Here is a 20524-nt window from a genome sequence, read left to right as displayed (position 1 = left end):
ACGGCGCTTGCTTGCCGTTTGGTCTCCCCTGCCGCAAGCTGCGTGTCATGAACCTTCGCCAGATCGAGTTGCTGCGGGCCGTGGTCCGCTGCGAGACCACGGTACGCGCCGCGCAAGAACTCGGCCTGTCGCAGCCCGCCGTCAGCAACGCGATCAAGCATCTCGAGACCCAGCTCGGCTTCCCGCTGTTCGAGCGGGTCAATAACCGGCTCTTCCCGACCGAGGAGGCGCGCGCGCTCTATCAGGATTCCGATCCGCTCTTCGCCATGCAGGCGGCTTTCGCGACCCGCGTGCAGGATCTCAAGGAGAACCGCGCCGGCCATGTCCGGCTGATCGCGACGCCGCCGCTGGGCTACAGCGTGATCCCGCCTGCGCTTCAGCTCTTCCTGGCGAAACGCCCCAACATGCGGGTCTTCTTCGACATCCGCCGCTTCGAGACGGTGATCGACGCGGTCGACAGCGGCTCGGCCGAGCTCGGCTTCGTGCTCGGCCTCGGCGACCATCGCGGCCTGGATTCGGAAGTCTTCTTCGCCGAGAACATGGTCTGCGTGATGCGGCCCGACCATCCGCTCGCCCAGAAGCAGCGGATCGTGCCCTCCGACCTGCGCGGCTTTCCCTTCATCGCGCTGGAGCGCGGCACGAAGATGGGCACCTTGCTGCGCCAGGCCTTCGACAAGGCCGGCGAGCCCTTCGAGTTCTCGGTCGAGGTCCGCTATTGCAACACCGCCTGCGTCCTCGCCGAAGCCGGCGTCGGGGTCGCCGTCGTCGATCCGCTCTCGCCGCATTTCGCCGGCCATTTCAAGCTGGCGACGCGGCCGTTCGAGCCGGCGAGCTGCGTGGCCGCTTCCGTCGTGCGCTCGCATAAGCGGCCGCTCTCGCGTGCCGCCGAGGCGTTCCTGCGCGAGGTGCGCCAGGTCGCGAGCGAGGTCGCGGAGAAGCTCGCCTAGCGTCGACTGGCGACTATTCGCTCCGGTTATGGCTGTTCCCGATAAAGCATAGGCGCCGGCGTTGCCGGCCTCACGGTTCCATTTCACTGTCCAGGCATCCTTGGAGCCGGACCCGACTATGGATCTGCTGATCACCGATGCGACGGTCGTCACCTGCGACGGCGAACGCCGCGTCCTCGACAATGCCGCCGTGGCCATCGCTGCCGACCGCATCGTCGCCGTCGGCGCGACGGCCGAGCTCGAGCGCGCCTATCCGGCGCTGCCGCGCATGTCGGGGCGCGGGCTCGCCGTCCTTCCCGGCCTGATCAACGCCCATACCCACACCGTGCTGACCTCGTTGCGCGGCACGGTCGAGGACTGGAGCGGCGAGATCATCTACCGCTACATGTCGCCGATCTCCTACACGATGAGCGAGCATGAGCGCGGGGTCATGGCTGCGCTCGGCTGCCTGGAGGCGATCCGCAGCGGCACCACCACCCTGGTCGACCCCTTCCGCCATGTCGTGACCTATGCCGCGGCCATGGCCGATACGGGCCTGCGCCTCTGGCTCTCGGAATCCTGCGCCGATATCGACACCCGCAAGATCCGCTTCGGCGACTATACGGTGGACGAGAGTTTCGGCCAGGCCTTCCTGGACCGCGCCACGGCCCTGATCGAGACCTGGCATGGCGCGCGCGATGGCCGCGTCAACTGCCAGGTCGCGGCGCATGCCCCCGACAACTGCTCGCCCGCCATGCTGGGCAAGCTGCTGGAGCTGGCCGGCAAGCATCGCCTGACGCGCACCTGCCATCTCGCGCAAAGCCCCGGCGAGGTCACCTCGCTCCACCAGCGCTATGGGCTGACGCCGGCCGCCTATCTCGACCGCGAGGGCTTTCTCGGCCCCGACCTGACCTCGGCCCACTGGACCTATTGCACCAAGGACGATGTCGCGCTGCTGGCCGAGCGCGGCGTGATGCTCGCCCATTGCCCGGCGAGCTCCAGCCGGCGCGGCCTGCACAAGGTCCCGATCGGCTGGATCCGCGATGCCGGCGTGCGGGTCGCGATCGGCACCGACAACATGAGCGAGGACATGTTCCAGGCGATGGCGATCGGCTCGATCGTGCATCGCACCGGCCGCGGCCGCGACAAGGAGAACGGCACCTCGCCCTCGCCGCAGGAGGTGCTCGACATGGTCACCCGCGACGCCGCAGCGAGCGTCGGCGCCGCCGGCGACATCGGCGCCATCGCGCCCGGGATGAAGGCCGACCTCACCGTGATCGACCTGCGCGCTCCGGCGATGCGCCCGATCATTCGCCTGCTCTCCAACATCGTCCATTACGGCCATCCCGGCCTCGTCCATTCCGTCATCGTCGACGGCGAATTCGTCATGCGCGACGGCAAGGTCCTGACCGTCGACGAAGAGGCCCTGCTCGACGAGGCCGATGCCGTCACCCAGCGCGTCTGGGAACGGATGATCGCCGACAATCCCGACATCGCCCCTCCGCCCGGCGAGCTTCGCTGGCGCAACTGACACCGGACCCACCCGATGACCCTGACCAGCGCCCCCAAGACCGGCCACGCCACCTTCCTCTATTCCGAGCTCGCAACCGATCTCGACAAGCTGGAAGCCGATATCGCCTTCCTCGGCATCCCCTATGGCGACGCCTACAGCTTCGCCGAGATCGTCAACGACCAGACCAACATGCCGGCCGCGATGCGCCGCGCCACCGACCGCATCACGCGCTCGATCGAGCGCTATGATTTCGACGTCGGCGGGCCGCTCTATGACGGCAGGCCGATCCGCACCGTCGATTGCGGCGACATCATCGGCGATTTCCGCGACCTCGGGGCGCATTACCGCAAGGCCGAGGCCGCGATCCGCAAGATCCGGGCAGCCGGCGCCATGCCGATCGTGCTCGGCGGCGACCATGGCGTACCGATCCCGGTGCTGCGCGGGCTCGACGGCGACGGCCCGATCACCCTCGTCCAGATCGACCAGCATCTCGACTGGCGCCAGGAGGTCAACGGCGTCACGCAGGGCTATTCGAGCCCGATCCGCCGCGCCTCCGAGATGGACCATGTCGGCGAGATTTTTCAGATCGGCCTGCGCGCCACGGGCAGCGCCCGCATCGAGGAGGTCGAGGCGGCGCGGGCCTATGGCGCCCATCTCGTCAGCGCCTATGAGGTCCATGACAACGGCATGGAGGCCGTGCTCGCGCGCATTCCCGATGGCGGTCGCTATTATCTCACCATCGATCTCGACGGCATGGATCCGGCGATCGCGCCCGGCGTCGCCGGCCCCTGCCCCGGCGGCGTCACCTTCGACCAAGCGCGCAAGCTGATCCACGGACTGGTCGCGAAGGGCCGCGTCGTCGGCATGGACGTGGTCGAGATCACGCCCCGCAGCGACGTCAACCAGATCACCTGCATCACCGCCGGCCGGCTGGTCGTCAACATGATCGGCGCGGCCGTGCGGGCCGGCTATTTCGACAGATGAGCTTGTCGTCCTCACCCGCAGGCGCGACGAAGGCGGAAGCGCCGCTCGCGGCCGAGGCGCTGAAGCGGGCGATCGCTGCGCAGCGCGAAATGGCGCTCGCCCTGTTCGCGCGCCTGGACGAGGGCAGCCGGGGCGACCCCGGCATCATGCGCGACACCTATGGCGACGGCGAGAATTTCGGCCATGCCGTCTTCGCTAAGGCCGCGCAGGACGCGGGCCTCGAGCTGCAGCGCGACGCGGCGGCGAACACCTATGCGAGCTGGGCGGGAGAGGACCGGACGCGCCCGCGCATCCTGATGGGCTCGCATCTCGACAGCGTGCCGAATGGCGGCAATTTCGATGGCGCGGCCGGCGTCGTCGCGGGGCTGGTGGTGATCGCGGCCCTGCGCCAGCTCGGCGTGAAGCCGCAATGCGACCTCACCGTGATGGGCGTGCGCGCCGAAGAGAGCGTCTGGTTCGAGGTCTCCTATGTCGGCAGCCGCGGGGCGCTGGCGACGCTGCCCGCCGCCACCCTCGACAACCGGCGGATCGATACCGGCCGCTCGCTGGCTGACCATATCGCCACCTGCGGCGGCGACCCCGAGAGCCTGCGCCGCGGCGAGCGCTTTCTCGATCCCGACCGAATCCGTGCCTTCCTGGAGGTGCATATCGAGCAGGCGCCGAGCCTGGTCGAGGCCGGCTATCCGATCGCGATCTGCACCGGCATCCCCGGCAATTTCCGCTTCCCGAATGTCGCTGTCACCGGGCGCCATGACCATGTCGGCACGCCCCGGCGCTTCCGCCGCGACGCCGCGATGGCGGCCGCCGCCTTCGCGACCGCGCTGGACGCGATCTGGGCCGAGCACGAGGCTGCCGGCATCCCGATCGCGATCACCTTCGGGCGCTTCCATACCGACACGCGCAAGCATGGCATGACGACGGTGCCGGGCGCCTTCCATTTCAGCCTCGACGTGCGGGCTTACGACGCCGCGGTGCTGGCCGGGATCGAAGCGCGCCTGCCGGCGATCGTGGCGCGCATCGAGCGCGACAAGCGCGTCAGCTTCGATTTCGGCGCGCGGGCTTCCGCCGCGGTCGGTCCGGTCGACCAGGCGATTTTCGCGGGGCTGACCGGATCGGCGCAGCGGCTCGGCATCCGGGCGATGCCGCTCGGCAGCCCGGCCTCGCATGATTCGGCGGCCTTCGCGGCGGCCGGCGTGCCGACCGCGATGCTCTTCATCCGCAACGAGAATGGCAGCCACAACCCCGACGAGCGCATGGACATCGACGATTTCCTCGATGCCTGCACCGTGATGGCGGATTGGGTCGCCGGTAACGCGACATAGGATCTGGGCGATGGACGACGGGATCATCGAGCAGCTGGCCGCTTTCGTCACGACGACCGGTTTCGAGGACATCCCGCCCGCGATCGCGGAGAAGGCGAAACGCCACAGCCTCGACACGCTCGGCGCAGCGCTGGCCGGCGCGACCTCCGAGGAGGCGATCCGCAGCCACAGGGCACTGGCGCGCGCCGGGCATGCCGGGGCGGCCCCGCTCTGGGGCACGGGCGCGACGCTCGCGCCGCGCGAGGCGGCCTTCGTCAACGGCATCGCCGCCCATGCCTTCGAACTCGACGACACAGGTGGCTGCGACCATTCCGGCGCCGTCGTGCTGCCGGCGGTGATCGCCGCGCTCGGCCTGGCAGAGCGCAAGGTCAGCGGCCGGGATGTGCTGACGGCCGTGGTGCTCGGCTATGATGTCGGCCGGCGGGTGATGGAGGGTTTTGGCGGCTATGTGCCGCATAACAGCGCCGGCTGGCACTCGACCGGGACCTGCGGCGTCTTCGCCGCCGCCGCAGCAACGGCCTCGCTACTGCGCCTGTCGGAGGCGCAAACTGCCTCCTGCCTCGGCATCGCCGCGAGTTTCGCGTCCGGTCTCTGGGTCTTCATCCATGATGGCGCCATGACCAAGCGCCTCCATGCCGGCCGGGCCGCGGAAGGCGGGCTGCTCGCCGCCCTCCTGGCGCGCGAGGAGATCACCGGGCCGCGCCGGGCCTTCGACGATGTCTGGGGCGGGTTCCTCAAGACCTATGGCCATGCCGATCCGACGCCGGAGCGGCTGACGCGCGATCTCGGCCGCGACTGGATGCTGCGCCACGCCGCGATCAAGCCCTACGCCTCCTGCCGCGACACGCATGCCGCAGTGGATGCGATCGGGCGCATCATCGAACGCGAGGGTCTTGGTCCCGAGGATATCGTCACGGTTCGGGCCCGCCTCAACGGCTTCCTCGACGGCATGGTCGGCGGACGCGACATCGCCACGCTGCCGGCGGCGCAGATGAGCCTGCCCTACGCGGTGGTGGCGCGCCTCTGCTTCGGCTCGGCGGGGCTCTCGGCCTATGCGCCGGAGCGCCGCGCCGCGCCGGAGCTCGCCGCCCTGCTGGCGAAAATCGAGATCGTGATTGACGAGACGGTGACCGCGAGCTGGCAGTCGTCTCTGATCGTCGAGACGCGCGATGGCTGCCGCATCGAGGAGCCGACCACGGTGCCGCTGGGCGCGCCCGACAACCCGGTCAGCCTGGCGCAGCTGCGCGAAAAATTCGACGGGCTGGCGGCGCTGGCGCTGCCGCGCCCGCAGGCCGACGAACTGGCGCAGGCGATGCTGTCGCTCGACGAGCTCGACGACGCGGCGCTGCTGCCACGGTTGCTGACCGCTTGAGCCGGCCCGGCAAAGCCCGGCTCACCCAGCCCGCGGGACTACTGCACCGCGACCGTTCCGATCGCCATCGCGACCGCCGCCTGCGTCGGATCGATCACCGGCACGCCGAGCGCCTGTTCGAGCGGCTTGCGATGGCGGGCCATGCCGGCGCAGCCCATGACGATCGCTCCCGCCCCGTCGATCTCGGTCAGCTCGCGGCCGATGGCGATCATCCGCTCCAGCGTCTTCTCGCCCGTGGCGCTTTCCGCCACCGACATCTCGAGCGGTCGCTCCCCTGCGAAGCGGTCCATCAGCGCCATCTGGCGCAGGTAGCGGATATGGCGCGGGATCGAACGCGCCCGGATCGCGATCACGCCGAAACGCTCGGCCCGAGTGAGTGCGGTGAGGACGCCGCATTCGGCGATGCCGAAGACCGGCCGCGAGGTGCCTTCGCGGGCGACATGGATGCCCGGATCGGAATAGCAGGCGATGACGAAGGCATCGACATCGTTCACGGCCTCGATGCGCCGGCGCAGCGGGATGGTCACGCTGTCGGCATGTTCCTGCGTCTCGATGCCGGCCGGTCCCTCGCGCAGCGTCTCGCAAACGATCTCGGGACCGTCGGCGCGCGCCAGCGGCTGCACGGCCTGGCGCAACCCTTCGGTGACCGTTTCGTTCGAGTTCGGATTGATCACGAGAATACGCGGTCTGCGCGACATCGACTTCCCCTTTCGGTGATGGCCTGCATCATCACCCCTCGCCATCGCCGCGTCCAGCAGGAGAGCCCATGACCACGCCCCTTTATGACCTCGTGATCCGCGGCGGCACCGTCGGCAGCGCGACCGGCAGTTTCGCAGCCGATGTCGCCGTGACCGGCGAGCGCATCGTCGCGATCGGCGAGGCGCTGCAGCCCGGCCGGCGCGAGATCGACGCCAGCGGCAAGCTGGTGCTTCCCGGCGGCGTCGACGCCCATGCCCATATCGAGCAGGTCTCGGCCGGTGGCCTGCTCAATGCCGACAGTTTCGAGAGCGCGACGGCATCCGCCGCCTTCGGCGGGACGACGACGGTCCTGTGCTTTGCCGCGCAGCATCGCGGCAACGATCTGCGCAAGGTTGTCACCGACTATTCCGTCCGGGCCCGGCGTGGCGCGATGATCGATTATGCCTTCCATCTCATCATCGCCAATCCGGACGCCAAGACGCTGGAGACCGACCTGCCGGCGCTGATCGGCGAGGGCCACGCCTCGATCAAGATCTTCATGACCTATGACCTGATCAAGATCGACGACGAGCCCCTGCTCGACCTGCTGCTGACCGCGCGCCAGAACCGCGCGCTGGTCTGCGTCCATGCCGAAAACCACGGCATGATTTCCTGGATGGGCAAGAAGCTGCTTCAAAAAGGGTATTCAGCGCCCAAATATCATGCAGCCAGCCACCCCCGCGGATCCGAGGCGGAAGCCTTCACCCGCCTGATCGCGGCCGCGGCGCTGCTCGACCAGCCGATCATGATCTTCCATGTCTCGACAGAGGAAGGTGCGGCCGTGATCCGCCAGGCCCGCGGCCAGGGACTGAAGGTCTTCGCCGAGACCTGCCCGCAATATCTCTTCCTGACCCGCCACGATCTCGACAAGCCGGGGCTGGAAGGCGCGAAATGGATGTGCTCGCCACCGCCACGCGAGGTCTCGGACCAGGATGCGCTCTGGCGAGCACTGGCGCTGGGCGACATCCAGACGATCTCCTCCGATCACGCGCCCTACGCCTTCGACGAGACCGGCAAGCTCTCGGCGGGACCGAACCCGAATTTCAAGCAGATCGCCAACGGGTTGCCGGGCCTCGAGACGCGCCTGCCGCTGCTTTTCGACGCGATGGTGACGAAGGCTCGGCCCGAATTCGCCGGGCGCGGGCTCGAAGCCTTCGTCAACCTGACCGCGACCGCCCCCGCCGCGCTCTATAATCTCGCCGGCAAGGGTGCGATCCAGGTCGGGCTCGATGCCGACATCGCGATCTGGGACCCGCGGAAGACGGTCACGATCACCGACGCGACGATGCATGACCGCACCGGCTTCACGCCCTTCCACGGCTGCAGCGTCACGGGCTGGCCGGTGCATGTCCTGGCGCGTGGGCGGGATGTCGTGGCCGACGGAGCCTGCGTCGGGGAACCCGGCAGCGGCCGCTGGCTCGGCCGGGAGGGCGGCTGGGCAGCCGAGCCGACCGGCCGCCTCGCGCCCGACATGGATCCGGCGCGGAATTTCGGCGCCGCCCTGCTCTGAGGGCAGGTCTCGGCCGCATCTATAATGTGCGCGAATAGGAGGGCCGGGATTTTAATTCGATCAGCTTGCAGCCGATGACTTAGCTTCGATCCTGGAGCCGGCAAAACCCGACGGAACAGGGCGGCTCCACCACGGGGACGCGAGCGATGATCAGGTCGCCGCGTGAGAGGAGAGCAAGGCATGTCCGCCGTTTCGGTGAAGGATCGCATCCTGTCCTGGATCGAGCAGGATCGCGACGAGCTCGTCGGCTTCCTCTCCCGCTTCGTCGCCATCCCGAGCCCGAACCCGCCCGGCGATACGCGCGATTGCTCGCAATGGCTGCTGGAGCAATTGCAGGCCAAGGGCGTGCCGATCGAGATCCGTTCCGCCAAGGAACACCTGCCGAACGTGGTCGGCTCCTTCGCCGGCGCCCGCCCGGGGCGCCATCTCGTGCTCAACGGCCATATCGACGTGTTCCCGGCCGGGCCGGCCGAGACCTGGTCGCGCGATCCCTGGAGCGGCGCCGTCGCCGAGGGCAGCGTCCATGGCCGCGGCGTCGCCGACATGAAATGCGGCACCGCCGCATCGGTCTGGACCTATATCTATCTGCACAGGCTGCGCGAGGAGCTCGGCGGGCGCCTGACCCTGACCTGCGTCTCGGACGAGGAGACCGGCGGCACCTGGGGCTCGAAATGGCTGATCGAGGCGTTCGGCGAGGAGTTCCGCGGCGACTGCATGCTGAACGGCGAGCCGAGCGTGCCGAGCATGGTCCGGTTCGGCGAGAAGGGCACGCTGCGCATCGTCGTCGAGATCGATACGCCCGGCGCCCATGCCGCCTATACCCACGCCAGCCCCAACGCGATCCGCATCGCCGCCGAGCTGATCCGCGATCTCTACACGCTCGAAGAGCTGCCGGTGGTGCAGGACGACGCGCTCCGCACGGCGATCGAGGCGGGGTTCGCCGCGATGGATGCGGGCGTCGGCGCCGGCGCCTCCGGCATCCTCAACAAGGTCACCGTCTCGGTCGGCGTGATCCAGGGCGGCGTCAAGATCAACATGCTGCCCGGCCATTGCCGGCTGGAGGTCGATATCCGCCTGCCGATCGGCATGACGCATGAATTCATGCTGGGCGAGGTCGAAAAGCGCATCGCCCGTTATCCGCAGGCGCGGCTGACGCCGGTCTGGACCCATTCCTGCGAGCCGACCGTCAGCGCCCCCGATCACGAGATGCTGGCGATCCTCAAACGCACCGTGCGCGATCTCGGCCTGCCCGAGCCGGCTTCCGCCGTCAGCCTCGGCGCGACCGATTGCAAGCATTGGCGGCAGAACGGCGTGCCGGCCTATGTCTATGGCTGCCGCCCGACCAACATGGCCAAGCCGGACGAGCGCGTGGAGATCGAGGAATTCCTCCACATCGTCCGCGCCCATGCGCTCGCGGCCGCGGCCTATCTCTCCGCCTGACAGCTCGCTTCCTTCGGATCGGACTTTGCCCATGGATCGCCTCGCCCCCCTCACCGTCTCGCTTCCGGGTTGCGGAGCAGCACCGATCCCGAGCGTCGTTCGTCACGGCGAGAGGCTCTATCTCAGCGGCGCAAACGCGTCCCAGCCCGACGGTTCGGTCAAGGGCCTGGGCGACGCCGCGGCGCAGGCCCATGCGGCGCTCGACTATCTGGAGGCCGCGCTGAAGGCGGCCGGCGGCTCGCTCGACAACCTCACCAAGCTGACCACCTGCATCGTCGATCGCGGCTATCGCTCCGAGGTCTATCGGGTGATCACCGAGCGGGTGCCGAATGCGCGCCCGGTCAGCACCGGGCTCGTCGTCGCCGGCCTCGGCCGGCCCGAACTGATCGTGCAGATCGACGCCGAGGCGGCGATCCCGCAGACACCGGCGAGCTACACCCGCCCCTACACCTTCGAGAGCTGGCACGGCCAGGGCTTTCCCTGGAAGGGCGCGATGGTGGTGAAGACCGACAACGAGTTCTTCGTGCGCGGCCAGACCGGCTCCGGGCTCGACCACAGCCAGGCGCCCGACACCGCCCGCGGCCTCGCGGCGGCGGGCGCCCAGGCCGATATCGGAATGAAGAACCTCGCGACCCTGCTCAAGGAAGCCGGCACCAGCCTGGACGATGTCTGCAAGATGACCGTCTATATCAGCGACCGCGCCTATCGGCCGGCGGTCTATCCGATGCTCGGCAAGCACTTTGGCGACGTCCGACCGGTCTCGACCGGCATCGTCACCACCGCCTTCGCAAGGCCGGAGATCCTGTTCGAGATCGACGTGGTCGTGATCCCGAAACAGGACGGCAAGCCGCATCAGCGGCTGCGGCCCTATCATTCCAGCGCGGCCCGCTACGGCACGCAGGAACAGGGCCTCGACTCCAAGCTCTGCATGGCCGTGGTGGCGGGCGACCGCGTCATCCTGCGCGGCCAGACCGGAATGGGCCTCGACCACAAGCTCCACGGAGCGGGCGACGCCAAGGCCCAGGCCGAGAAGGCGATGGACAATGTCGAGGAATTGCTAGGCGATGCCGGCGCCACGCTCGCCGATGTCGCGAAGGCCACCGTCTACGTCACCGAGAGCGACTTCCTGCCAGCGGTGAACGCCGCGGTGCTGAAGCGCTTCGGATCGAATCCGCCGGCCTTCACCACGGTGGTGGTCAAGGGCCTCGCCAGCCCCGAACTGCTGATGGAAGTCGATATCGTCGCGATCAGGAACGGGGCCGGCCGATGACCTTCTCGCTCGCCGGGCGCTGCGCTCGCACCGGAATGTTCGGCGCCGTGGTGACGACCTCCTCGATCGCGGTCGGCTCGCGCTGCCAGCACGCCGCAGCCGGGGTCGGAGCCGCGCTGACGCAGCACATGACCGATCCGCGCCTCGGCCCGCTGGCTCTCGACCTGCTGCGGCGGGGCTATTCCGCGCAGAACGTCATCGACGCGCTGGTCGGCGCGACGCCGCGCAGCGACTGGCGGCAGCTCGCGGTCATCGATGCAGAGGGCCGCACCGCCTCGTTCAGCGGCGCAAGCTGCCGGCCGGAGGTGGCGGAGGCCCATGGCCGCGACTGCGTCGCGCTCGGCAATATCGTGCAGAGCAAGGACGTTCCCTTCGCCATGGTGCGGGCCTTCGAGGCCGATCCGGCAGCGCCGCTGGCGGCACGCCTGATCGCGGCGCTCAAGGCCGGCGATGAGGCCGGTGGCGAGTTCAAGCCGCTGGTCTCGACCGCGCTCGTCGTCGCCGACAAGCAGGCCTTTCCCTATGTCGACCTGCGCGTCGACAGCGACCCCGACCCGATCTCGACCCTGGCACGACTCTGGCAGGAGTACGAACCCATGGCGGATCTCTACGTGACGCGCGCGATCGATCCGGATTCGGCGATCGTCCCAGCGGAAGGCACCGCCTAACCTCAACAACAATAAGGGGACTAGCTATGCGACGACTTCTACTCGGTCTTTCCATTGCGGCGGCCGTCACGGCATCCGCTTCCGCCCCGGCCCTTGCCCAAGGCACGCTGCGCACCGCCGTCGGCACCACGCTGAACCAGCTCGACCCGTCGAAGACGACGATCGGCGACGAGTACATCTATGTCCATCTCGTCTTCAACGGCCTGTCGCGGATCGATCCCGACATGACCGTGAAGCCCGATCTCGCCGAGAGCTGGACCGCTTCCGAGGATCTCAAGACCTGGGTCTTCAAGCTGCGCGAGGGCGTGAAGTTCCACCATGGCCGCGTCCTCGATTCCGAGGATGTCGTCGCCACCGTGAAGCGCATCCTCGATCCGGCGACCGGCTCGCGCGCCCGCTCGAACCTGACGATGATCGAGAGCGTCGAGGCGACAGGCCCGCTCGAGGTCACCTTCAAGCTCAACCTGCCCTATGCCGGCTTCGCCGACATCTTCGCCGACCGCCAGCTGCGCATCGTCGCCAAGGACAAGATCGGCGAGCTCTCGACCCATCCGATCGGCACCGGTCCCTTCATGTTCAAGTCCTGGTCGCCGGGCGACCGCATGGAAATGGTCAAGAACCCCGACTATTTCGAGAAGGGCCTGCCCAAGCTCGACGGCGTCACCATGCGCATCATCCCGGAAGCCGCGGCGCGTATCGCGGCGCTGGAATCGGGCTCGATCGATATCCTGTGGAACCTGCCCTACGAGTCGGTCGACAAGTTCAAGGACCACGCCACGATCCGCCTCGACAGCGTGCCGACCCCGACCTGGGACGCCGTCATCCTCAACAACGAGCGGCCGCCCTTCAACGACCCGCGCGTGCGCAAGGCGCTGGCATTGACCATCGACAAGTCGGCGCTGGTCGAGCTCGCGCTGTTCGGCCAGGGCGCGCCGACCTTCAGCCCGCTGCCGCCGAGCCACCCCTATTTCAACCATGAGCTGAAGTTCAATCCGCCGGACATCGCCCAGGCCCGCAAGCTGATGGCGGAAGCCGGCTTCCCGAACGGATTCGACGTGCCGATGCAGGTGCCGCAGGAACGCGAGCAGCGCGTGCGCCTCGGCGTCGCGGTGCGCGACATGGCGCGCGCCGCCGGCATCCGCATCAATGTCGAGCGGGTGCCCTTCGCCTCCTATGCGGCCAATGTCGCCGGCAAGGCCCAGATGTATGTCGACGGCTATTTCGCCCGACCCACGGTCGATACGGCGCTCTATCCGTTCTACCACTCGACCGGCTCCTGGAACCGCCAGCTCTGGCTCTACAAGGAGCCGCGCGTCGACAAGATCCTCGACGAGGCGCGCAAGACCAATGACGACGCCGCGCGCAAGAAGCTCTTCCAGGAGTTCCAGGCGGTCGTCGAGGAGACGCAGCCCAGCATCATCGCCTACTCGATGGCCCATGTGAACGGCGTCAGCAAGAAGGTCGAGGGCTTCAAGTCGACGCCGATGCTCTGGCTCGAGCTCAAGAACGTCACGCTGAAGCCGTAAGCGGGAGCGTGCATCGATGACCGCCTATATCGCGCGCCGGCTGCTCTTTGTCGTGCTCGTCCTCGTGGCGGTCTCGATGCTCGTCTTCGGCGTCACGTCGCTGCTGCCGGCCAATGTCGCCTACCTGATCCTGGGGCCGTTCGCGCCCCCGGAACAGGTGCGCGCGCTGGAGCTCAAGCTCGGCCTCACCGACCCGATCTGGCAGCAATATCTGCGCTGGGCCGGCGGCTTCCTCTCGGGCGATCTCGGCGAATCCACCTTGATGAACCGGCCGATCGGCCCGCTTCTGGCGGAAGCCATCGGCCGGTCGCTGATGCTGACCGGCGCCTCCTTCGTGCTGATCGCGGTGATCGGGGTCGGGCTCGGCATCGTCGCGGCGCTGCGCCACGGCCGCCCGCTCGACCATGGCGTCTCGGTCGGCACCTATCTCGGCATCGCTGTCCCGGAGTTCTTCTGGGCCATCGTCGTGATCATGCTGTTCGCCGCCTGGCTCAGCTGGCTGCCCGCCTCGGGCTACGAGCCGCCCTCGGCCGGGATCTGGATCTGGCTGAAGCATCTGATCGCGCCGACCATGACGCTGGTCTTCGGCCACCTCGCCCATGTCTCGCGGCTGACGCGCTCGAGCATGATCGAGGTGCTGCAGAGCCCCTATGTCACGGCCGCCCGCGCCAAGGGCCTGCCCGAACGCGTCATCGTGCTGCATCACGCGCTGCGCAACGCGCTCTTGCCCACCATCACCGTCCTGGCGCTCGATTTCGGACGGCTGATGGGCGGCATCGTCGTGGTCGAGACGATCTTCGCCTATCCCGGCCTCGGCCGCCTGATCGTCTTCTCGATCCAGAACCGCGACCTGCCGACCCTGCAGGCCTCGATCCTCGTCGTCGCGGCGATCTACGCGCTCGCCAACCTCGTGGCCGATCTCCTCTATGCCCGCTTCAACCCCAAGATCAGGTTCGGTCGCAATGTCGGTTGACGCCATGCCCGAACCCGCAGCCGAGGTCGAGAAGCCGCCGCGCCGGCCGATGTCGCTGCAGCTCAAGGCCGGGCTGCTGATCACCGGCTCCATCGTGCTGCTCGGCCTGCTCGCGCCCTGGATCGCGCCCCATCCCTGGGACACGATCTCGATGCGCACCCGCTTCCTGCCGCCGAACGCGACCTACTGGTTCGGCACCGACGAATATGGCCGCGACGTGCTTAGCCGCCTGCTGATGGGCGCGCGCCTTTCGATCGCCATGGGCGTCAGCGCGACGATCGTCAGCCTCGCGATCGGCGTGCCGATGGGGCTGGCGGCCGGTTATTTCCGCGGCTGGATCGACGAGGTCCTGATGCGGCTCGCCGATGTGCTGATGGCCGTGCCGCCGATCATGCTCGGCCTGCTGGTCCTGGCGGTGACGCCGCCGGCGCTGTGGAAGACCGCGCTTGCCGTCGGCTTCGTCTATATCCCGCTGATCGCCCGGCTGGCGCGCAGCGTGACGCTGACCCTCGCCAATGAGGAGTTCATCCAGGCGGCCAAGGCGCGCGCCGAAAGCACCTCCTACATCCTGTTCCGCGAGATCCTGCCCAACGCCTGGCCGCCGCTGCTCGTCGAGGCGAGCCTGCGCGTGACCTATGCCATCCTGCTCGGCTCGGCCCTGAGCTTCCTCGGCCTCGGCGCCCAGCCGCCGAGCTCGGACTGGGGCCTGATGATCTCGGAAGCCCGCTCCTTCATCGACCGCGCGCCCTGGATCGCGCTGGCGCCGGGCATCGCCATGTGCGTGCTGGTGATCGGCATCAACCTGCTCGGCGACGGCGCACGCGAGCGGCTGGATCCGCGCCTGAAGGCGCGGATCGGGAAACGCTGACATGCTGCAGATCGACGATCTCACCGTCCGTTACCGGACGCCGGGAGGCGAGATCGAGGCGCTGTCCTCGATCTCGATCACCGCTCATAAGGGCAAGACGCTCGCGCTCGTCGGCGAATCCGGCTCCGGCAAGAGCACGGTCGCGCTCGCCGCCATGGGCCTTCTGCCGCAGGAAGCGGAGATCCCGTCCGGCCGCATCCTGTTCGACGGTCAGGACATCGGCTCGCTGGGAACCGAGGAGCGGCGGCGCCTGCGCGGCTCGCGGCTGGGGCTGGTCTTCCAGGACCCCTTCTCCGTCCTCAATCCATCGCTTCCGATCGGCGAGCAGGTCGGCGAAGGCCTCGTCCACCATCGCGGCTTCAGCAAGGCGCAGGCGCTGGCCCGCGCGATCGAGCTGCTCAACGAGGTCGGCATCGTCAATCCGGAGGCGGTGGCCAAGGCCTATCCGCATGAGCTTTCGGGCGGCATGCGCCAGCGCGCGCTGATCGCCGGCGCCCTCGCGCCCGAGCCCGACCTGCTGATCCTCGACGAGCCGACGACCGCGCTCGACGTCACCATCGAGGCGCAAATCCTCGATCTGCTCGAAGAGCTGCGCCAGCGGCGCGGGCTGACCATGCTGTTCATCAGCCATAATCTTGGCGTGGTGCGCCGCGTCGCCGACGAGGTCGCGGTGCTCTATGCCGGCCAGATCGTCGAGCAGGGCACGACCGAGGAAGTCCTGCACCGCCCGATCCACCCCTACGCCAAGGGCCTGCTCGCGGCGATCCCGCGCATCGGCCTGAAGCAGCATCGCCTCGCTGCGATTCCGGGACGCTTGCCGGACCTGCGCAAACCCCCGCCCGGCTGCCGTTTCCTCCAGCGCTGCCCCTTCGCGACGCCATCGAGCGACGCGCCGCAGGCGCTGCGCGAGATCGGCAGCCGCAAGGTCCGCTGCGCCAATGCCGAAGCCCTGCGCGAGACGGCCTGGCCGCGCCCGGCCGATGTCGCCGCGTCGCCTGCCACCCTGCGGGACGCCAAGCCGGTCGTCTCGGTCGCGGCGCTCAACAAAAGCTTCCATCTGGGCGGCGGCCTCAGCTTCAGCGGCTTCCGCTTCCGCCGCAACGACATCGTGCTCAAGCCGGTCGACGACATCACGCTCGATATCCGGCAAGGCGAGGTGCTCGGCCTCGTGGGCGAATCCGGCTCGGGCAAGACGACGCTGGGCCGCACGATCCTGAGACTGATCGACCCGGATTCCGGCACAATCCGGATCGACGACGAGACGATCTCGGACAAGCCGCAGCGCGAGCTCGAAAACATGCGCCGCACCGCCCAGATCGTCTTCCAGAACCCGGATTCCTCGCTCAATCCGCGCAAGACCATCGGCGAGCTGCTGGCGCGGCCGATCCAGCGCTTCGGGCTTGCGCCCAAGGCGGAGATCCCGGCGCGAGTTCGCGCCCTGCTCGACCTGGTCAGGCTGCCGGCTCACTATGCCGACCGCTATGCGCACCAGATGAGCGGCGGCGAGAAGCAGCGCGTCGGCATCGCGCGGGCGTTGGCGACCGAACCGCGCTTCATCGTCTGCGACGAGCCGGTCTCGGCGCTCGACGTCTCGGTCCAGGCCGCGATCGTCAACCTGCTCGCCGATCTGCGCGACCGGCTCGGCGTGGCCTATCTCTTCATCTCGCACGACATCTCGGTGGTGGCCCATCTCTCGGACCGCATCGCGGTGATGAATCGCGGCAAGCTCGTCGAGATCGGCAAGGCCGACGAGATCATGAACAACCCGCAGCATCCCTATACGATCAAGCTGCTCTCAGCCGTGCCGCGGCTCGATCGGTAGGCGCTCCAGCCTCTCCGCGGTGCCGCCTCGCCACTTGCCGGTTGCGGGGCTCCGCTCAGTTCGATTTGGAGGAGTGCTCGGCTTTCCCCTTGCGCTTGGTCGAAGCCATCTTTTCGAGCTCGGTCTCGCTCATCGACTTTGCCATCGACTTCGACGCGCCCTTGAGCTCGCTCTTCTTCATGTCGCCGCGCTTGGCGGCGAGTGCGGCGCCGGCGGCCTTCTGCTGTGCTTGGGATTTTGCTGGCATGGCAACACCTCCAGGAGAGAGTTGTCCGTTCAACCAAGAGAGAGCCTGGTCGTTCCATCCTTGCGTTCGATTGGCTTCGCATCGGCTTGAACAAGCGATCAGGTGCGAGCCTTTCCGCGAACCTCCGACGCCGGAACAACGGGCTGAGCCGGCCGACCCTAGTGATGTCTTGTCCTGTGAGCATCCTGCCCGGCTGATGGTGCTTCACCGTAGCCGCGCAAGACGTCGTATCGCGAAATCTGCGCCGGCGAGAGCAGGCCCGCCGTCTCGATATGGGCCTCCAGGTGGATCGCCCACAGCATGCCCTGCTTCGCGCCGATCTGCGCAGTCAGCTGGTTCAGCTGAAGCTGAGCGATCGTACGCTGCGCGAAGGCCGCATCGCGTTTTCGCTCCAGATTGCGCCCGCCCGAAAGCCGCTTGTTCACTTCGCCTTCTGCAGCTTGGTGACGGTGATCTGGCCGTTGACGCGATCGGCATCGAACTTGATCTTGTCGCCCGACTTCAGGCCCTTCAGCATCGCCGGATCTCCGGCTTTGAACACCATCGTCATGCCCTCCATGTCGAGGTTCTTGATCGGGCCGTGGTTGATCGTGAGCTTGCCCTGGGCTTCGTCGACCTTGGTGACGGTACCGTTGACCGACTGGGCGGCGGCCGGCAGCGCGAGGGCGACGAAAGCGATGGTCGCAAGGGTTTTCAGCATCGAAAGCTCCTATGGCTGAGTGAGGCGTCTACTTGACGATGATCTTGCCGGTCATGCCCGCTTCACGGTGACCGGGGATCAGGCAGGAGAAGTCGAACTCGCCCGCCTTGGTGAACTGCCAGACGATCTCGCCCGTCTTCTTCGGCGCAAGGCGCTTGGCGTTCGGATCATCATGCTCCATGTCAGGATTCTTCTGCATCTCAATGGCATGTTTGAGATTTTCTTCCAGCGTGGCCAACACGAGCTCATGGTCGAGCTCGCCATTGTTGCGCAAGGCGAACTTCACCTGCTCGCCACGCCGGACCTCGATCCTGTCCGGGATGAAGGACATCTTGCCGTCCTTCTCGGCCATCACGACCGAGACGACGCGCGCGGGCTTCTTCGGATCACCGGCCTTGCCGTAGGCGGTGTCACCGCCATGGCTGTGACCGGCGCCTCCGGGGCCTGCAAGAGCCGCACCGGCCGAAAGCAGGACGGCCAGGGCTGCAAGTTTCAGTCTCGACGTCTTCATCGTCATGAGGGTGCTCCTGAGATCCGTGGATCAATGATTGGAATGCGGGTTCTTGGCGGCCGGAATCGGCTTGCCGTTCGGCCCGAGCCTGGGCTTGCGTGGGTCCTTGACGCGCCAGTCGACGGACTGGACGCCGCTGTCGGGCCCCTTCGTGCGCGGCGCCTCACTGAGCTTCCCGCCCTTGTATTCGAAGGCGACCGTCCCTTCCGGGTTCTTGTACGGACCGGGGTCCTTGTAATCGCCCTTGGCCAGTCCCTCGCGGACCTTCACCACCGAGAACATGCCGCCCATCTCGACCGGGCCGAACTGGGCGAAGCCCGTCATCATCGGCAAGGTGTTGTCGGGCAGCGGCATCTCCATCGAACCCATCTCGCCCATGCCGTTCGAGCCCATCGGCATGTAGCCCGGCGCGATCCTGGCGATCCGCTTGGCGAGGTCCTTCTTGCCGACGCCGATATAGGTCTTCACCGAATGGCCCATGGCGTTCATGGTGTGATGCGACTTGTGGCAATGGATCGCCCAGTCGCCGGGCTCGTCTGCGACGAAGTCGAAGGCGCGCATCTGGCCGACGGCGCAGTCGATCGAGACCTCGTCCCATGCCGCGGCCGGATCGACCCAGCCGCCATCGGTGCACGAGACCTTGAACTCGTAGCCGTGCATGTGGATCGGGTGGTTGGTCATGGTCAGGTTGCCGAAGCGGATGCGAACCTTGTCGTTCCTGCCGACCACGAATGGGTCGATCCCCGGAAACACCCGGCTGTTCCAGCACCACAGGTTGAAGTCGAGCATGGTGTTGACCTTCGGCACATAGGAGCCGGGCTCGATGTCGAAGGCGTTGAGCAGGAAGACGAAATCGCGATCGACGCGGCGAAAAGCCGGGTCACGGGGGTGAACGACGAAGAAGCCCATCATGCCCATCGCCATCTGCACCATCTCGTCGGAATGCGGGTGGTACATGTAGGTGCCGGAGCGCCGGAGCTGGAACTCGTAGACGAAGGTCTTGCCCGGCGGGATATGCGGCTGCGTCAGGCCGCCGACACCGTCCATGCCGTTGGGCAGGCGCTGGCCGTGCCAGTGGATGGTGGTGTTCTCCGGCAGCTTGTTGGTGACGAAGATCCGGACCTTGTCGCCTTCGACCGCCTCGATCGTCGGGCCTGGCGACTGGCCGTTATAGCCCCAGAGATAGGCCGTCATGCCCTCCGCCATCTCGCGCTCGACAGGCTCGGCGATCAGGTGGAATTCCTTGACGCCATTGTTCATGCGGTAGGGGAGCGTCCAGCCGTTAAGCGTGACGACAGGCGTGTAGTCCGGGCCGGTGGTGGGACGCACCGGGAACTGGGTGGCCGCGCTATCCATGACCGCCGCCTCGGGCAGGCCCATATTGGAGGTCTGGGCCCAGGCGGTGGACGAGACGAGCGCCGCGCCTGCAGCGCCGGCCCCGAGAAACTGTCTTCTGTTGAACATCGTCGTTTCCTTTCTCAATGGCCGGCGCTTTCGGCTTCTTCAGCCGGTGCCGCGCCGCCTTCCGCCGCCGCCGAACCGGTGCTGCCGCCGTAAAGCACGGGGGCAAGGTTCGCTTCGGCGAGCCAGAAGTCGCGCTTGGCGTTGACGGCAAGGAGGGTGGAGTCGATCTTCTCGCGGCTGTCCGCGATCAGCTCGAAGGTGCTGGTGATCATGCCGTTGTAAGTCATCATGGATTGCTCCTCGATGGCCGTGCGCAGCGGCAGGACGCTGTTGCGGTAGTGTCGGGCGATGTCGTAGGTCGACCGGTAGGCCACATAGGCCGAGCGCGCCTCGGAACGGACGTTGACCGCCTTTTCCGCGAGCTGGTTGGCCGCCCGCATATAGGCGAGTTCGCCCTTGCGCATACGGGCCTGGCCGGAATCGAAGATCGGGATGGTGAATTCCAGCCCCGCCGTCTTGGAAATGCTCCGGCGGATCTTGCCGTCCTCGCGCTCACGCTCCTGTTCCAGCGTGCCGACCAGCTCGATATCCGTAACGAGGCGGGTGGCGTCGGTGAGCTTGTAGGACTGGGCCGTCGCCGAAAGCTCCAGCCGGGCGACCTGCATGTCCATGCGCTTGTGGATGGCCTCGGCCTCGATATCGTCCCGCTTGGCCAGCGCCTTGGGAAGCG

General features: G+C 67.6%; 20 protein-coding genes. 13 read left to right on the top strand and 7 right to left on the bottom strand.

Features of this window, described 5'->3' with window-relative positions; all coding sequences use genetic code 11:
• The first annotated feature begins 47 nt into the window (after positions 1-47).
• The 5 genes from ACTIF2_RS19985 (at position 48) to ACTIF2_RS19965 (ending at position 6117) form a co-directional block, all read left to right on the top strand.
• Positions 48-947, top strand: a complete 900-nt coding sequence (locus ACTIF2_RS19985; RefSeq protein WP_439498868.1) for a LysR family transcriptional regulator — start codon at positions 48-50, stop codon at positions 945-947.
• A gap of 118 nt (positions 948-1065) precedes the next feature.
• Positions 1066-2457: an amidohydrolase family protein gene (locus ACTIF2_RS19980; RefSeq protein ID WP_439498867.1), complete on the top strand. Its 1392-nt coding sequence runs from the start codon at positions 1066-1068 to the stop codon at positions 2455-2457.
• Positions 2458-2472: 15 nt separating this feature from the next.
• Positions 2473-3423 carry an agmatinase gene (locus ACTIF2_RS19975; protein WP_439498866.1) on the top strand — a complete coding sequence of 317 codons (951 nt, stop codon included), beginning with the start codon at positions 2473-2475 and terminating at the stop codon, positions 3421-3423.
• Positions 3424-3425: 2 nt separating this feature from the next.
• Complete coding sequence (locus ACTIF2_RS19970; RefSeq protein WP_439498865.1) at positions 3426-4745, top strand: hydantoinase/carbamoylase family amidase; 1320 nt, start codon at positions 3426-3428, stop codon at positions 4743-4745.
• 10 nt (positions 4746-4755) lie between these two features.
• Positions 4756-6117 (top strand): MmgE/PrpD family protein, encoded by a 1362-nt coding sequence (locus tag ACTIF2_RS19965; protein ID WP_439498864.1) that lies wholly within the window; start codon positions 4756-4758, stop codon positions 6115-6117.
• 38 nt (positions 6118-6155) lie between these two features.
• Here the strand turns inward: ACTIF2_RS19965 and ACTIF2_RS19960 are convergent, their stop codons facing one another.
• Positions 6156-6815: an aspartate/glutamate racemase family protein gene (locus ACTIF2_RS19960; protein ID WP_439498863.1), complete on the bottom strand. Its 660-nt coding sequence runs from the start codon at positions 6813-6815 to the stop codon at positions 6156-6158.
• Positions 6816-6883: 68 nt separating this feature from the next.
• On the opposite strand from ACTIF2_RS19960, the gene hydA reads away from it, so the two are divergent.
• From hydA to ACTIF2_RS19920, 8 genes are all read left to right on the top strand, one after another.
• Positions 6884-8365 (top strand): dihydropyrimidinase, encoded by a 1482-nt coding sequence (gene hydA / locus ACTIF2_RS19955; RefSeq protein ID WP_439498862.1) that lies wholly within the window; start codon positions 6884-6886, stop codon positions 8363-8365.
• A gap of 180 nt (positions 8366-8545) precedes the next feature.
• A complete protein-coding gene (locus ACTIF2_RS19950) occupies positions 8546-9805 on the top strand; it encodes a M20/M25/M40 family metallo-hydrolase (RefSeq protein ID WP_439498861.1) in 1260 nt (419 codons plus the stop codon).
• A gap of 31 nt (positions 9806-9836) precedes the next feature.
• Positions 9837-11075, top strand: coding sequence for a Rid family hydrolase (locus ACTIF2_RS19945; protein ID WP_439498860.1), 1239 nt, complete (start codon positions 9837-9839; stop codon positions 11073-11075).
• Positions 11072-11743 (top strand): DUF1028 domain-containing protein, encoded by a 672-nt coding sequence (locus ACTIF2_RS19940; protein ID WP_439498859.1) that lies wholly within the window; start codon positions 11072-11074, stop codon positions 11741-11743. The genes ACTIF2_RS19945 and ACTIF2_RS19940 overlap by 4 nt, the downstream gene beginning before the upstream one ends.
• Positions 11744-11769: 26 nt before the next feature.
• Positions 11770-13269, top strand: a complete 1500-nt coding sequence (locus tag ACTIF2_RS19935; protein ID WP_439498858.1) for an ABC transporter substrate-binding protein — start codon at positions 11770-11772, stop codon at positions 13267-13269.
• A 16-nt stretch (positions 13270-13285) separates the two neighbouring features.
• Positions 13286-14242 (top strand): ABC transporter permease, encoded by a 957-nt coding sequence (locus ACTIF2_RS19930; RefSeq protein ID WP_439498857.1) that lies wholly within the window; start codon positions 13286-13288, stop codon positions 14240-14242.
• Positions 14243-14246: 4 nt separating this feature from the next.
• Complete coding sequence (locus ACTIF2_RS19925; protein ID WP_439498856.1) at positions 14247-15110, top strand: ABC transporter permease; 864 nt, start codon at positions 14247-14249, stop codon at positions 15108-15110.
• Between the two features lies 1 nt (position 15111).
• On the top strand, positions 15112-16932 hold the full coding sequence (locus ACTIF2_RS19920) for a dipeptide ABC transporter ATP-binding protein (protein WP_439498855.1): 1821 nt from the start codon (positions 15112-15114) through the stop codon (positions 16930-16932).
• Between the two features lie 55 nt (positions 16933-16987).
• On the opposite strand, the gene ACTIF2_RS19915 is transcribed toward ACTIF2_RS19920, so the two are convergent.
• The 6 genes from ACTIF2_RS19915 to ACTIF2_RS19890 all read right to left on the bottom strand — a co-directional run.
• Entirely contained in the window at positions 16988-17179 is a 192-nt protein-coding gene (locus tag ACTIF2_RS19915; RefSeq protein ID WP_439498974.1) for a DUF3008 family protein, read from the bottom strand.
• A gap of 158 nt (positions 17180-17337) precedes the next feature.
• Entirely contained in the window at positions 17338-17604 is a 267-nt protein-coding gene (locus ACTIF2_RS19910) for a hypothetical protein (protein WP_439498854.1), read from the bottom strand.
• Positions 17601-17879, bottom strand: a complete 279-nt coding sequence (locus tag ACTIF2_RS19905) for a copper-binding protein (protein WP_439498853.1) — start codon at positions 17877-17879, stop codon at positions 17601-17603. The genes ACTIF2_RS19910 and ACTIF2_RS19905 overlap by 4 nt, the downstream gene beginning before the upstream one ends.
• Before the next feature lie 28 nt (positions 17880-17907).
• A complete protein-coding gene (locus tag ACTIF2_RS19900; RefSeq protein WP_439498973.1) occupies positions 17908-18390 on the bottom strand; it encodes a cupredoxin domain-containing protein in 483 nt (160 codons plus the stop codon).
• 30 nt (positions 18391-18420) lie between these two features.
• Positions 18421-19854 (bottom strand): multicopper oxidase family protein, encoded by a 1434-nt coding sequence (locus tag ACTIF2_RS19895; protein ID WP_439498852.1) that lies wholly within the window; start codon positions 19852-19854, stop codon positions 18421-18423.
• 14 nt (positions 19855-19868) lie between these two features.
• Positions 19869-20524: TolC family protein (locus ACTIF2_RS19890; protein WP_439498851.1), on the bottom strand; the 656-nt coding region annotated here is incomplete at its 5' end.

Origin of the sequence: Allobosea sp. (genome assembly GCF_051860145.1) — a bacterium.
Lineage (GTDB): Bacteria > Pseudomonadota > Alphaproteobacteria > Rhizobiales > Beijerinckiaceae > Allobosea.
Note: the sequence above shows the minus strand (reverse complement) of the source record. Positions and strands in the feature narration are given on the sequence as shown.